Genomic DNA, 15,348 nt, shown 5'->3' with positions numbered 1-15,348 from the left:
TGTGAGGATATGAAATGCAGAACAAGCTTAAACTTTACGGGTTCAACAACCTGACCAAGGCGCTGTCCTTCAACATTTATGATGTCTGCTATGCAAAGACCGAGCGCGAACAGCGTGACTACATCAAATATATCGACCAGCAGTACAACTCCGAACGACTGACCGGCATTCTCGAGCGGGTGACCGAGATGATCGGTGCGCATGTGCTGCACATTTCCAAGCAGGATTACGACCCGCAGGGCGCCTCGGTAACCTTTCTCATCGCGGAGGAGCACATGAAGCCCGCGCTCGAGCCGGATACCATTGTCGCGCACCTCGACAAGAGCCATGTTACCGTGCATACCTATCCGGAATACCATCCGGATACCTGCCTTGCCACCTTCCGCGTGGATATTGATGTTGCCACCTGCGGCGAGATCACGCCGCTGTCTACGCTCGATTACCTGATCGGCTCGTTCGATTCGGATATCATCACCATGGACTACCGCGTGCGCGGCTTTACCCGCGATATCGAGGGCAAAAAGCTGTTCATGGATCACCATATGACGTCCATTCAGGACTTTATCGACCCGAAAACGCTCGAGCGGTACGACGCCTACGACATTAACGTGTACCAGTCCAATCTGTTCCACACGAGAATGCTGCTCAAGGAGGTCGATCTGCAGAACTACCTGTTCAATACCGACATCTATGAGCTGCCGCCGAAAACAAGACTCAAGATTCACTCCGACCTCAGACGAGAGATGATTGAGATATTTTCGGGCAAGAACATCTACTGATTTCGATTGAAAATACATTTTCAATCGAAAAAGACAAACCGAACGATGTTCGGATTTGTCTCACAATAAACTTTGCGCGTCGCTGCGCGGCACACAAATTTTATTCCTTGTATAAAAACCGTGATACATGCTCCCGGTTTTTATCAATCTGCTGCGCAGATTTGTATTTCATGCGCGCTTCGCGCGAAAGCGCAGTATATCATTCTCTGCCGAAAGAAGGCATTTTTATGGATCAATCCCGTGCGCCAATCATGGAGGCGCTCGAAAACTTCAAAGACATGCGTATTGTGCCGTTCGATGTACCCGGCCACAAGCGCGGACGCGGCTCACCGGAATTAACGAAATTCCTCGGTCAGCAGTGCATGACGGTGGACGTCAACTCGATGAAGCCGCTCGACAATCTGTGCCACCCGACCAGCGTTATCCGCGAGGCCGAGGAGCTGGCCGCCGATGCGTTCGGTGCGGCGCACGCCTTCCTGATGGTGGGCGGCACGACGAGCAGCGTACAGGCGATGATTCTCTCCGTGGTCAAACGCGGCGACGAGATCATTCTGCCGCGCAACGTACACCGCAGCGTCATCAACGCACTCGTACTGACCGGTGCGATTCCGGTTTACGTCAACCCGCAGATGAATGACCGGCTGGGCATTTCGCTCGGTATGTCGGTTGCAGACGTGAAGGCCGCTATTGAGAAGCACCCGTCCGCAAAGGCGGTGCTCGTCAACAACCCGACCTACTACGGCATCTGCTCGAACATTCGGGAAATCGTAAGGCTCGCGCACGCGGCAGGCATGAAGGTGCTGGCCGATGAGGCGCACGGCACGCATTTCTACTTCGGTGAGAATATGCCGGTCTCCGCGATGGCGGCAGGCGCGGATTTAGCATCCGTTTCCATGCACAAGTCGGGCGGCTCGCTCACGCAGTCCAGCTTGCTGCTGTGCGGCCCGTCGATGAACGCGGAGCACGTTCGCCAGATCATCAACCTGACGCAGACGACCTCGGGTTCGTACCTGCTGATGGTCAGCCTGGATATTTCGCGCAAGAACCTTGCACTGCACGGCAAGGAGATTTTCCGAAAAGTCGTTGACCTGACGACCTACGCCCGCGAGGAGATCAACGCCCTCGGTGACTACTACGCCTACGGCAGCGAGCTGATCAACGGCGACACGGTATACGACTTCGACACGACCAAGCTGGCGGTAAACACGCTGGATGTTGGTCTGGCGGGCATCGAGGTGTACGACATTCTGCGCGACTTTTATGATATTCAGACCGAGTTCGGCGATCTCGGCAACCTGCTGGCGTATGTTTCGGTGGGTGACAGAGAGCGCGACCTCGAACGTCTGGTGGCCGCTCTCGCGGACATTCGCCGCCGCTACAAGCGCGACAAGGCAACGCTCATGCGGCAGGAGTACATCTCGCCGCAGGTGGTCGCCGGCCCGCAGGAGGCGTTCTACGCGGACAAGAAGGCCATGCCGCTCGAGGAGTCGGTCGGACGCATCTGCGCGGAGTTTGTCATGTGCTATCCGCCCGGCATCCCGATCCTCGCGCCCGGTGAGCGTATCACCCGCGATATTCTTGATTATATTCGCTACGCCAAGGAAAAGAACTGCATGCTGCTCGGCACCGAGGACCCCGAGGTGAACAACCTGCAGGTCATCCGCGGCGTTGTCAGCCCGGAATAAAAGGAGCGTTTCACTCATGCAACTTACCTTTACTGAAATGCACACGCCGACGGTTGGGCTGCAGATACAGGTAGACCGTCAGCTTTACACCGAACAGAGCGATTTTCAGCGCATCGACGTGTTTGAATGCGAGGAATTCGGTCGGTTTCTCACGCTGGACGGCTACATGATGCTGACCGAGCGGGACGAGTTCATCTATCATGAAATGATGGTGCATGTGCCGATGGCCGTGCTCGGTGAGAAGATTAAAAAGGTGCTCGTCATCGGCGGCGGTGACGGCGGCTGTGTCCGCGAGCTGTGCCGCTATCAGCACATCGAGCACATCGACCTGGTGGAGATTGACGAGCGCGTTGTCGCGGTCTGCAAAGAGTACCTGCCCGGTGTGGCATGTTCGCTCGACGACCCGCGTGTGCACATTCTCTATCAGGACGGATTAAAGTATATCCGCCGGATTGAGGACGAGTACGACCTTATCATCATCGACTCGACCGACCCGTTCGGCCCGGGCGAGGGCCTGTTCACGATGGAATTTTACGGCAACTGCTACAAGGCGCTCAAGGAGCACGGCGTGCTCGTCAACCAGCACGAAAGCCCGTTCTACAAGGGCGATGCGCTGGCGTGCCAGAGAGCGCACCGCAATATCGTGCACTCGTTTGAGCTGAGCCGTCTGTTTCAGGCACATATCCCGACCTACCCGTCCGGACACTGGCTGTTCGGCTTTTCGTCGCGCGGCGTGCATCCGGTGCGCGATCTGAATCCGGACTGGTGGAACAGTCTGGGACTGGAAACCAGATATTACAATACCAATCTGCACAAAGGTGCGTTCTATCTGCCGAATTATGTGCAGAAGCTGCTGGAAAAGGTGGAAGAATAACGGAATCGTGAGAAAACCGCTCCGGTTTGGGTTTGGGTATCCGTTTTGCAAGCGGGTTCGCCCCTTCCGGGCGGCAGCCTTTTTCTCTGCACCGGCTGACTGGGGCGCGCGAACTGCGTGAGCGTGTTCGCCCCTTCCGGGCGGCAGCCTTTTTTCAGCACCGGCTGACTGGGGCACACGAACTACCGCAGGCGGGTTCGCCCTATCCGGGCGGAGAGTTTTTCGCTGAACCTCAGCGGGGAGTGCGCTGACGCCGCGCGGGCGCACAAGAGGGTAGACACCTACGGTTTCCACCCTCTGATTTTCACCCCTTTCCCTTGGATAGTCTGGCGCAGATTGCCTACATGTGACCGCTGCGAAATAGGGGAACGGCAGAGGATTTTTTCTCTGCTGCGGACGAACTACCTTCGGAGTCCGTCCTCTTGAGCAGCCTGTTCGCAGTGTCAGATACATTACTGCTACACATGTGATTTCATCTAAGCAGGCGCGGCATAGCAGTGCCGCGCAACTCGTAAGTCTGGAGTTTGTGGACAGCACCTACGGATTAGGCGTTCGGTGCAATTTATCCTCGCAGGTGCCGTGCGTTACAACGTGCCAAGGATTTGCGCGGCACTGCTATGCCGCGCTCTGCGTAGAGTAACCCGCATGTGTAGCAGTACGCTGTCTGTGAACTGCGAATATTTTGCGAAAATCACGCAAGAGTAACCCGACTGCCGTTCCCCTTTTCCTGCTTACGCAGTCTACCGTCTGCACCCAAGCTATCCCAACAAGGGAAACGGGTGTTCAAAGAGGGTAGAAACCGTAGGTGTCTACCCTTTTTGCCCCCGCCGCGGGTGCGGCGCAGTTCCGTTCGCTTCTCAAGCGGCAGTTTAACAAATAAAGACCATTCAATAAATCTAAATTATATATACAGTTAAAAATGAGGAGGAATTAACAATGGGAAGAGCATTGATCATCGGCTGCGGCGGTGTTGCCGGCGTAGTTATCCACAAGTGCTGCCAGAACAGCGACGTTTTTGAGGAAATTATGATCGCGTCCCGCACCAAGAGCAAGTGCGACGCGATTAAGGAGAAGCTGGACGGCACGACCGCAACCAAGATCCGCACCGCCAAGGTGGACGCGGACAACGTGGACGAGCTGTGCGCGCTCATCGACGAGTACAAGCCGGACATCGTGATGAACATTGCGCTGCCGTATCAGGACCTGACCATCATGGATGCGTGCCTTAAGTGCGGCGTAAACTACATGGATACGGCAAACTACGAGCCGGAGGACACTGACGATCCGGAGTGGCGCGCCATTTACGAGAAGCGCTGCAAGGACGAGGGCTTTACCGCGTACTTTGACTACTCCTGGCAGTGGGCGTACAAGAAAAAGTTTGAGGAGGCCGGTCTGACCGCTCTGCTCGGCTCCGGCTTTGACCCGGGCGTAACGCAGGCGTACTGCGCTTACGCACAGAAGCACCTGTTCGATGAAATCGACACCATCGACATTCTGGACTGCAACGGCGGCGACCACGGCTATCCGTTTGCGACCAACTTCAACCCGGAGATCAATCTGCGTGAGGTATCCGCACCGGGTTCGTACTGGGAGAACGGTCACTGGGTTGAAATTCCGGCGATGAGCATCAAGCGCGAGTACGACTTCGATCAGGTCGGCCACAAGGACATGTACCTGCTCCACCACGAGGAGATCGAGTCCCTCGCCAAGAATATTCCGGGCGTGCAGCGCATCCGCTTCTTCATGACCTTCGGTCAGTCCTACCTGACTCACATGAACTGCCTGGAGAACGTCGGCATGCTGTCCACCACCCCGATCGAGTTTGAGGGCCACCAGATCGTGCCGATCCAGTTCCTCAAGGCGCTGCTGCCCGATCCGGCAACGCTCGGTCCGCGCACCAAGGGCAAGACCAACATCGGCTGCATCTTCACCGGCAAGAAGGACGGCAAGGAAAAGACCGCCTACATTTACAACGTCTGCGACCACGAGGAGTGCTACCGCGAGGTCGGCTCGCAGGCCATCAGCTACACCACCGGCGTTCCGGCGATGATCGGCGCGGCGATGCTGCTGACCGGCAAGTGGAACAAGCCGGGCGTGTACACGGTCGAGGAGTTTGATCCCGATCCGTACATGGAGGCGCTGAACAAGTGGGGTCTGCCGTGGCAGATCAACGACAAGCCGGTACTGGTGGACTGATATGAAATTTACTGAGCTTCCTACGCCCTGCTACCTGCTCGATGAAAACCGTCTGGTGCAGAATCTGGCCGTCCTGCGGGACGTTGCCAGACGCACCGGCGCGAAGATCCTGCTGGCGCAGAAGGCGTTCTCGATGTTTTCCGTGTACCCGCTGATTCGGGAGTATCTGGCGGGCACAACGGCCTCCGGTCTGTACGAGGCACGGCTCGGTCATGAGGAATTCGGCGGCGAGACCCATGTTTACGCGCCGGCCTACGCGGAGGGCGAGTTCCGCGAGATTCTGGAGTACGCCGACCATATTGTGTTCAACTCGTTCACGCAGTGGAAGGCCTACGGCAGCCTTGCCCGTGCAGCAGGGAAGAGCTGCGGCCTGCGGCTCAATCCGGAGTGCTCCACGCAGCCGAGCGACCACGCAATGTACGACCCGTGCGGTCCGGATTCGCGCCTCGGCATTACGATAGAGAATTTTCAGCCGGAGCTGCTCGACGGCATTGAGGGCTTCCACTTCCACACGCTCTGCGAGCAGAATTCGGACGATCTGGTGCGGACTGTCGCTGCATTTGAGCAGAATTTCGGTCAGTATATGGACGGCCTGAAATGGATCAACCTCGGCGGCGGCCACCATATCACCCGTGCGGATTACGATGTGGAAACGCTGGTGCACTGCATTGATTATCTGCAGAAAAAGTACAAGGTGCAGGTTTATCTGGAGCCGGGCGAGGCCGTTGTGCTGAATGCGGGCTATCTGGTCTCCACCGTGCTCGAGGTGATGCACAACCATAAGGACATTGCGATTCTGGATACCTCGGCGGCGTGCCATATGCCGGACGTGCTCGAGGTGCCGTACCGTCCGCCGGTGTACCGCGGCGGCGAGCCGGGCAAAAAGGCGTTCACCTATCTGCTGACCGGCCGCTCCTGCCTCGCAGGCGACGTCATCGGTGAGTATTCGTTCGATGTGGCGCTCGGCGCCGGTGAGCAGGTCGTGTTCGAGGACATGGCGCTCTACACCATGGTCAAGACCAATACGTTTAACGGCATGCCGCTGCCGCTGATCGCCATCCGGCGCGCCGACGGCACGGATGAGGTCGTGCGCATGTTTGGGTATGAGGAGTTTAAGCGGAGACTGTCGTAAGTTTCTGCCGGGCGGGAGCCTGTTTCTCTGCACCGGCTGAGCGGGGCACTCGAACTGCCGCAGGCGTGTTCGCCCCGACGGGGCGGCTCCTTTCTCTGCACCGGCTGACTGGGGCACACGAACTGCGTGAGCGTGTTCGCCCCTAACGGGCGGGAGGTTTTCGCTGAACCTCAGCGGGGAGTGCGCCTACCCGGCGGGGGCACAAGAGGGTAGACACCTGCGGTTTCCACCCTCTTGTGAATCACCCCTTTCCCTTGGATAGTCTGGCGCAGATTGCCGACATGTGACCGCTGCGAAATAGGGGAACGGCAGTCGGGTTACCGTTGCGTTTGTTTCGCAAAATATTCGCAGTTCACAGACAACGTACTGCTACACATACGGTTTACTCTACGCAGGCGCGGCATAACCGTGCCGCGCAACTCTTTAACACGTTATACCGCACGGCACCTGCGAATTAAGCGTTTGGTACAATTTATCTTCGTAGGCCCTGTCCATTATAACGTGCTGACGACTTGCGCGACACTGTTATGTCGCGCCTGCTTAGATGAAATCACATGTGTAGCAGTAATGTATCTGACACTGCGAATATGTTGAGAAAGACACGGAAGAAAAAATCCTCTGTCGTTCCCCTTTTCGAAGCGGTCACATATAGGAAATCTGCGCCAGATTAGGAAGCAAGGGAAAGGTAGGAGTTCAAAGAGGAAGGGAAACCGCAGGTGTCCCTTCCTTTTTGCCCCCGCGGCGGGCGCCGCAACGTCCCCGCCGTCCGCAGACGGCGAATCCCCCTCGCTGAGGTTCAGCGAAAAAACTGCCGCCCGGATAGGGTGAACCGCCTGCGCGGTTCAAGTACCCCGCTCAGCCGGAGCAGAAAAGAAGCCGCCCGTCAGGGGCGAACACGCTCACGCAGTTCGAGTGCCCCGCTCAGCCGGTGCTGAAAAAAGCTGCCGCCCGGATAGGGTGAACCGCCTGCGCGGTTCAAGTGCCCCAGAGGGTCAGTGCCGGAAAACAAGGGATATCCCTTGACAAACCCGAATTTAACAGCTATACTATTAAAGTTAATAGCACAAATGCAGTGAAAAAGAGGAGTATTTTTCCTTTGCGCGTTTAGAGAGGGTGCGGTCGGTGCAAGCACCTCGGCGGGGAAGAAGAAGGTCGCTTTGGAGCAGAACAGCCGAATTTTCGTTAAGCTGTTCCGTCTAACCCGCGTTACGGGGCAACGAGTGCGCGTCTTTACGCGAATTCAGGTGGTACCACGGAGCATACTTCGTCCTGTTGTCGGGATGAGTATGCTCTTTTTTGTTTGCACAGAAGTATCCCGCATGTATATCGTAAATCAAATTGAAGGAGATAGATCAATGAGCGAACTGCCTAAGACCTACGACCCGAAATCGGTCGAGGACAAGCTGTACAAGTTCTGGGTCGATTCCGGCTTCTTCCACGCCGAGGTCAATCCGGACAAGAAACCGTACACCATCGTTATCCCGCCTCCGAATGTTACCGGCCAGCTGCACATGGGCCACGCATTCGACGAGACTCTGCAGGATATCCTCATCCGCACCAAGCGTATGCAGGGCTACGAGGCGCTGTGGATGCCGGGCACCGACCACGCCGGCATTGCAACCCAGATCAAGGTAGAGGAGAACCTCCGCAAGGAGGAGGGTCTGACCCGTTACGACCTCGGCCGTGAGGAGTTCCTCAAGCGCGTATGGGCGTGGAAGGACAAGTTCGGCAACCGCATCATCAGCCAGCTCAAGAAGCTCGGCACCTCCTGCGACTGGGACCGCGAGCGCTTCACTATGGACGAGGGCTGCTCCAAGGCTGTCCGCGAGGTTTTTGTAAACCTGTACAACAAGGGCCTGATCTACAAGGGCCACCGCATCATCAACTGGTGCCCGCACTGCGCGACCGCTCTGTCCGACGCTGAGGTTGAGTACGAAACCCAGCCGGGCAAGCTGTGGCACATCCGCTATCCGCTCGCGGACGGCTCGGGCGATCTGGTCGTTGCGACCACCCGTCCGGAGACCTTCATGGGCGATACCGGCGTTGCCGTCAACCCGAACGACGAGCGCTACAAGCACCTGATCGGCAAGACCTGCATCCTCCCGATCATGAACCGCGAAATTCCGATCTTCGGTGACGAGTACGTTGACATGGAGTTCGGCACCGGCTGTGTTAAGGTTACGCCGTGCCACGACCCGAACGACTTCGAGATGGGTCAGCGCCACAACCTCGAGCAGATTCTCGTGTTCAACGAGGACGCGACCGTCAACGCAAACGGCGGCAAGTACGAGGGCATGGACCGCTACGAGTGCCGCAAGGCGGTTGTAAAGGACCTTGAGGAAGGCGGCTGGCTGGTCAAGATTGAGGACCACGAGCACAACGTAGGCACCTGCTACCGCTGCGGCACCACCGTTGAGCCGATGACCTCGGCACAGTGGTTCGTCAAGATGGCGCCGCTCGCCAAGCCCGCGATGGACGTAGTAAACGAGGGCAAGACCAAGTTCGTGCCCGACCGCTTCTCCAAGACCTACCTGCGCTGGATGGAAAACGTACACGATTGGTGTATCTCCCGTCAGCTGTGGTGGGGTCACCGCATTCCGGCGTTCTACTGTGAGGACTGCGGCGAGATGACCGTCTCCAAGACCGATGTATGCACCTGCCCGAAGTGCGGCGGCACGCATATCCATCAGGAGGAGGACGTACTGGATACCTGGTTCTCCTCTGCGCTGTGGCCGTTCTCCACGCTCGGCTGGCCGGATAAGACCAAGGAGCTGGAGTATTTCTACCCGACCTCTACGCTTGTTACCGGCTACGACATTATCTTCTTCTGGGTTGCCCGCATGATTTTCTCCGGTGTGGAGCACATGGGCGAGACCCCGTTCGAGACGGTTTATATCCACGGTCTGGTGCGCGATGCACAGGGCCGCAAGATGTCCAAGTCGCTCGGCAACGGCATCGACCCGCTCGAGGTCATCGACCAGTACGGCGCGGATGCGCTGCGCTTCACCCTCGCAACCGGCAACAGCCCCGGAAACGATATGCGTTTCTCGGATGAGCGCGTACAGGCGTCCCGCAACTTCTGCAACAAGATTTGGAACGCATCCCGCTTTATCCAGATGAACCTGACCATCGACAAGGACAAGGCAGTCGAGCTGCCGAGCGACCTTGCCATCGAGGACAAGTGGATCATCAGCAAGTTCAACACACTGGTTGCCGATGTTACCCGCAACATCGACCAGTACGAGCTGGGTCTGGCAGCTGCCAAGCTGAACGACTTCATCTGGGAGAACTTCTGCGACTGGTATATCGAGATTGCAAAGACCCGTCTGCAGACCGGCGACGAGAACGTACAGAAGGTGCTCTGCTATGTGCTGAGCGGCGCGATGCAGCTGCTGCACCCGTTCATGCCGTTCATCACCGAGACCATCTGGCAGGCGCTGCCGCATGAAGGCCCGTCCGTTATGGTATCCGCATGGCCGGAATACAAGGACGAGCTGCACTTTGCCGCGGAGGAGGCACAGATGGAGAGCCTGATGGACGCTGTCCGCGCCATCCGCAACCGCCGTGCCGAGATGAACGTACCGCCCTCCAAGAAGGCCAAGGTGCTCATCCTGACCGAGAAGAAGGACACCTTCTCCGCAGGCGCAGGCTTCTTCCCCAAGCTGGCTTACGCTTCCGAGATTGAACTGATCGACGCGGTTCCGGCGGACGCTGCGAAGATGGCTTCTGTCGTCACCGGCGACGCACAGATCTATATGCCGATGGGCGACCTCATCGACTTCGAGGCCGAGCGGGCCCGTCTCGGCAAGGAAAAGAGCAAGGTCGAGGCTGATATCGACTTTGTTATGAAGAAGCTGAACAACCCGAAGTTTGTCGATAAGGCACCCGAGAAGGTTGTTGCAGCCGAGCGCGAAAAGGCCGAAAAGCTGCGCGAGCACCTCGCAAAGCTGGAAGAGTCCATTGCAGCGCTGAATTAAGCTGAATTAAAATAAGAAAGAGTGGAGTTTTATCCACTCTTTTTTCTTAACATTTTCCCCGAAAACACTTGACTGTAAACCCGCTTTATCCCTTATAATGTAATCAATAGAAGGGAAGGTGATCGTATGAACATAGCGGAAGCAGAGCGCAGGACGGGCTTATCCCGGGCGAACATCCGGTTTTACGAGAAGGAAGGCTTGCTCAAGCCGACACGCGGAGAGAACGGCTACCGCGACTACACCGAGGATGATGTACAGACACTGCGGAAGATCATGCTGCTGCGGCGGCTGCGCCTGAGCGTGCCCGACATCCGCGCCATCGAGAGCGGCGAGAAAGCGCTGCCCGAGGCGGCGGCAGGCCAGCTCGACGTATTGCAGGGGGACATCCGCGAGAGCGAACTGGCGTATGCGATGTGCCGCGCCATCTGCGAGGACAGAGCGGAGTGGAACGGGCTGGATGTAGACCGGTATCAGTCCATCGTGCTGCCCGCAGACGACCCGCGCGAGAAAGACCGCATCCCGCCGACCGGCTGTCCGTGGCGGCGCTACCTTGCCCGCAATGTGGATGCCGGACTGTATGGTCTGCTGTGGTCGATGCTGTCGCAGTGGGTGTTCCGCATCAATCCGGAGAATTTCAGGGCGAGTCTGGCGTGGACGCTCGCGTGCGGGTATGTCAGCTGGCTGCTGACGTTCGTGTTCGAGCCGGTGCTGCTGCATTACTGGGGCACAACGCCCGGCAAGTGGATATTCGGGCTGTCCGTCCGCGATGAGGACGGAGAAAAGCTGTCCATCCGCACCGCATATGCCCGTTTGTGGGGCGTGTTCGGCTACGGCAACTGCTATGCGCTGCCGCTCTTCGACTGGTACTACAATTACAAGTGCTACCGCGCGTGCAAAGAAGAGGAGCTCCCGTGGGATTTGGAGAACGGGTGCAGCATCGTTGTCCGCGAGCGGGAGGTGCGCTGGTATCGAGTGGCGCTGTACCTGCTGGTGATCGCGCTGCGAGCAGCCGCAGGTTACGGCATTGACCTGTACGCCAAGCTGCCGCCCAATCGCGGCGAGCTGACTCTTGCGGAGTATGTGGAGAACTGCAACGACTGCCTGAAATATAATCAGGGCATGGCGCCGTATGTCCGGCCGGACGGCAGCTGGAATAGCGACGTGGGAATGGGCGGCAGGTATTTCTTCTCGCTGGGCGATTCTGTATCCGATGTGACGGTCGAAACCGATGCGGACGGCTATGTGCAGTCTGTGACGGTGGTTTCGGATTCGCAGAACGGCTCGTGCGGCTATCAGGAGCGCATGACGGTGTATTACGCCTTTGCGGCCGCGTATGCCAAATGGAGCTGGCTGTATGCCGCCCACATGAGGGATGACATCATTGACGACGGCTGGGAATACGATGCACCGGATACGAAAAACGTCAAGGAGGCGCATCTCGACGGGCTGGATTTCCGGTACGAGTATGAATTCAGCGGCGCATCGCGCGATAACGCCGTGGACGGAAAGCCGATGCCGTATCATTCGGTGCTGACGATTGAGAAAGAGTGAGGAGTGGAGAGCGAAGTGCTCTCCACTCTCTGCTTTATTAGAAAATTGCTTTCTTATTTGCCCGAAATGTGCTATACTAATCTCACAAAACCATATAGATAGAGGAATAGCCAATGAAAGGAATCATTCTTGCCGCCGGTAAGGGCTCGCGCCTGTACCCGATGACACGTCCGGTATGCAAACCGCTGCTGCCGGTATACGATAAACCGATGATCTACTATCCGCTGGCTGCGCTCCTGCAGGCCGGTATCCGCGATATTCTCATCATCATCCCGCCCGGAGAGGAAGGCCCGTTCTACCGTCTGCTCGGTTCCGGCGGCCGCTTCGGCGTCAACATCACCTACGAGGTGCAGGAGGTTGCACGCGGCATCGCGGACGCGCTGCTCATCGGCTCGCAGTTCATCGGGGATGACTCGGTTTGCCTTGTTCTGGGCGATAATATCTTCTATTCCCCCAATTTCCAGAGCTATCTGGACCGTGCCGTGCAGATGAAATCCGGCGCCTGCGTGTTCGGCTACTATGTCGATGACCCGCGTGCGTTCGGCGTTGTGGAGTTTGATGGTCAGGGCCGTGCGATTTCCATCGAGGAGAAGCCGCGCTATCCGAAGTCTAACTATATCATTCCGGGTCTGTATTTTTACGATAACTCGGTTATGGAGATTGCCCGCGGACTCAAGCCCTCGGCAAGAGGCGAGCTGGAGATTACGGATGTCAATATCGAGTACATGAAACGCGGTCAGCTGCACGTTGAAAAGCTCGACCGGGATTTCGTCTGGCTGGATGCCGGTACCGCCGAGAATCTGCTCGAATCCGCACAGGTTGTCCGCCGCGTGCAGGATGAGAGCGGCCGCTACATCGCATGTCTGGAGGAGATTGCGTACGCGCGCGGTTATATCAGCCGTCAGACGCTGCTCCGTCACGCCGCCGACCTCAGCAAAACGCTGTACGGCCGCTACTTAGAGTGCCTCTAAAGGAGAATCGCAAATGCCTGTTTATACCGAAACCAAAACCTACAAAACCAAGGCCCACATGGGCATGATTGACGTTACCGATGACTTCCGCGCAGCGGTGCAGAACGCCTGCCGCAAGACCGGCATGAAGTCCGGCACGATCACCGGCTTTACCACCGGCGGCGTTGCCGGTCTGACCACGCTCGAGTTTGAGCCGGGCATGGTCTACCATGACCTCAAGGCGGCGATGGACGTCTTTTCGCCCTACCGCGATGAGACCGGTGCGGTCATTCATTACCACCACCACGATACCTGGCACGATGATAACGGCTCGTCGCACATCAAGGCGGCGCTGCTCAGCCCGTTTATCGTTATCCCGTTCGTGAATGGCGAGATCACCATCGGCCCGTGGCAGAATCTGACCCTTGTGGAGTGCGATACCCGCAACCGCGTGCGGGATATTGTCTTTCAGGTGATGGGAGAATAATTCAAATTGAGAATGGAAAGTGGAGAATGGAAAATGCGTTCCGTTCTCCATTTTTTTTGTGCAAAAAATAAAAAAACGCCTGTAAAGGCGGTTGATTGACAGATTTCCGCAGGATATGCTATACTATAAGCGGATGTTGTTCCATTAGCGGTCAGATCTTCTTTCTTTCCTCAGTTCGAGGAGGAAAGGAGGTGGCGCGGATGCAGAAAAAGGCAGTACAGCTGTTGGTATGTGCAGTGATTTTGCTGTACATTTTCTGTATAAAAGCAAGATGACCGCTCGGAGTAGGGCCCGAACGGTCATCTTAGTTTAACTATGATACGGAAAGGTCTGGTTGCTTAGCAACATCCCTTGGGTATATTATACCCGCAGAACCTCGGTCTTGTCAAGCGACAGGGCCGGGGTTTTGTTGCGTCGCGGCTCTCTCACGCGCCGCGCAGTCAGAAAGATTAGCGCCCGCTAACCAAATAGCTTTTCTTTTTTCGATAAATGTGGTATAATATAAGCGTTCGGAAAATTTAAGTACGGTTCGGGAATCCCTGTGCCGTGCATAGAAATGGAGCGACAAAGCATGACTAAAATTGATATTATTTCCGGTTTTCTGGGTGCCGGCAAGACGACCCTCATCAAGCGTCTGCTGGCCGATGCGCTCAAGGGTGAGCAGGTTGTTCTGATCGAGAACGAGTTCGGTGAGATCGGCATTGACGGCGGCTTCCTCAAGGATGCCGGCATTGTTGTAAACGAGATGAACGCAGGCTGCATCTGCTGCTCGCTGGTTGGCGACTTCGGCAAGGCGCTGCACGATGTTGTGGACCGGTACCATCCGGACCGCATCCTGATCGAGCCGTCCGGCGTCGGCAAGCTGTCGGATGTTATCGCTGCGGTACAGAACGCGCACCTCGAGGTTCAGCTGAACAGCTTTGTAACCGTTGTTGACGCGCTCAAGGCCAAGATGTACCTCAAGAACTTTGGTGAGTTTTTCGAGAATCAGGTGGCGCATGCCGGTGCCATCCTGCTGTCCCGCACGGCTGAGTGCCCGGAGAAGCGCCTCGACGAGACCGTTGCCATGCTGCGCGGCTTGAATGAGCACGCCCGCATCGTTACCACCCCGTGGAAGGATTTGACCGGCGAGCAGCTGCTCTCCACCATGGAAGGCAGCCGCGACCTCGTTGCGGAGGTTCTCGAGGAAATCGCGCACGAGCCGCACCACGAGCATCATCATCACCACCATGAGCACGAGCATGACCACGAGCACGAGCATGACCACGAGCATGAGCACGAGCATCATCACGAGCATGACGAGCACTGCACCTGCGGCTGCCACGACCACGACCATGAGCATGAGCATGACCACGAGCACCATCATCATCACGACCACGACGGTCACTGCTGCTGCGGTCACGACCATGACCACGATGCTGACGAGGTATTCACCTCCTGGGGTAAGGAAACGACCCGCAAGTACACCGAGGCCGAGCTTAACGCGGCACTTACCGCGCTCGGTGATGTTACGCTCGGCACCGTACTGCGTGCAAAGGGCATCGTTCCGTGCGCAGACGGCGGCGAGTGGCTGCACTTTGACTACGTTCCGGGCGCACCCGAAATTCGCCGCGGCACTGCCGATTACACCGGCCGTCTGTGCGTCATCGGCTCCGAACTGGATGAGGAGCGCATCGCTGCGCTGTTCGGCGTAAACGAAAAGTGAGGTAACCAGATT

10 protein-coding genes and 1 other annotated feature are annotated in these 15,348 nt (G+C 57.1%); all 10 genes read left to right on the top strand.

The window, feature by feature from the left end; translation table 11 throughout:
• Positions 1-14: 14 nt before the first annotated feature.
• The 10 genes from speD (at position 15) to ACWVX6_RS02475 (ending at position 15,336) form a co-directional block, all read left to right on the top strand.
• Complete coding sequence (gene speD, locus ACWVX6_RS02520; RefSeq protein WP_110435194.1) at positions 15-779, top strand: adenosylmethionine decarboxylase; 765 nt, start codon at positions 15-17, stop codon at positions 777-779.
• A 227-nt stretch (positions 780-1,006) separates the two neighbouring features.
• Complete coding sequence (locus ACWVX6_RS02515) at positions 1,007-2,464, top strand: aminotransferase class I/II-fold pyridoxal phosphate-dependent enzyme (protein ID WP_455152267.1); 1,458 nt, start codon at positions 1,007-1,009, stop codon at positions 2,462-2,464.
• A gap of 16 nt (positions 2,465-2,480) precedes the next feature.
• Positions 2,481-3,338 carry a polyamine aminopropyltransferase gene (gene speE, locus ACWVX6_RS02510; protein ID WP_110435192.1) on the top strand — a complete coding sequence of 286 codons (858 nt, stop codon included), beginning with the start codon at positions 2,481-2,483 and terminating at the stop codon, positions 3,336-3,338.
• 936 nt (positions 3,339-4,274) lie between these two features.
• Positions 4,275-5,534: a saccharopine dehydrogenase family protein gene (locus ACWVX6_RS02505; protein WP_118361766.1), complete on the top strand. Its 1,260-nt coding sequence runs from the start codon at positions 4,275-4,277 to the stop codon at positions 5,532-5,534.
• A gap of 1 nt (position 5,535) precedes the next feature.
• The gene (nspC, locus tag ACWVX6_RS02500) at positions 5,536-6,666 is read left to right on the top strand and encodes a carboxynorspermidine decarboxylase (RefSeq protein ID WP_110435190.1); all 1,131 of its coding nucleotides are present in this window, start codon (positions 5,536-5,538) and stop codon (positions 6,664-6,666) included.
• A gap of 1,063 nt (positions 6,667-7,729) precedes the next feature.
• Positions 7,730-7,941: a binding site (T-box leader), on the top strand.
• An 80-nt stretch (positions 7,942-8,021) separates the two neighbouring features.
• Positions 8,022-10,643, top strand: a complete 2,622-nt coding sequence (locus tag ACWVX6_RS02495; RefSeq protein ID WP_455152266.1) for a valine--tRNA ligase — start codon at positions 8,022-8,024, stop codon at positions 10,641-10,643.
• A gap of 126 nt (positions 10,644-10,769) precedes the next feature.
• On the top strand, positions 10,770-12,194 hold the full coding sequence (locus tag ACWVX6_RS02490) for a MerR family transcriptional regulator (RefSeq protein ID WP_455152265.1): 1,425 nt from the start codon (positions 10,770-10,772) through the stop codon (positions 12,192-12,194).
• 113 nt (positions 12,195-12,307) lie between these two features.
• On the top strand, positions 12,308-13,165 hold the full coding sequence (gene rfbA, locus ACWVX6_RS02485; RefSeq protein WP_455152264.1) for a glucose-1-phosphate thymidylyltransferase RfbA: 858 nt from the start codon (positions 12,308-12,310) through the stop codon (positions 13,163-13,165).
• Positions 13,166-13,178: 13 nt separating this feature from the next.
• Positions 13,179-13,631 carry a YjbQ family protein gene (locus ACWVX6_RS02480; protein WP_117488921.1) on the top strand — a complete coding sequence of 151 codons (453 nt, stop codon included), beginning with the start codon at positions 13,179-13,181 and terminating at the stop codon, positions 13,629-13,631.
• Positions 13,632-14,202: 571 nt separating this feature from the next.
• Positions 14,203-15,336: a CobW family GTP-binding protein gene (locus ACWVX6_RS02475; protein WP_455152263.1), complete on the top strand. Its 1,134-nt coding sequence runs from the start codon at positions 14,203-14,205 to the stop codon at positions 15,334-15,336.
• Positions 15,337-15,348: the final 12 nt, after the last annotated feature.

The organism is Butyricicoccus sp., from assembly GCF_977037065.1.
This window is presented reverse-complemented; position numbering and strand designations above follow the sequence as displayed.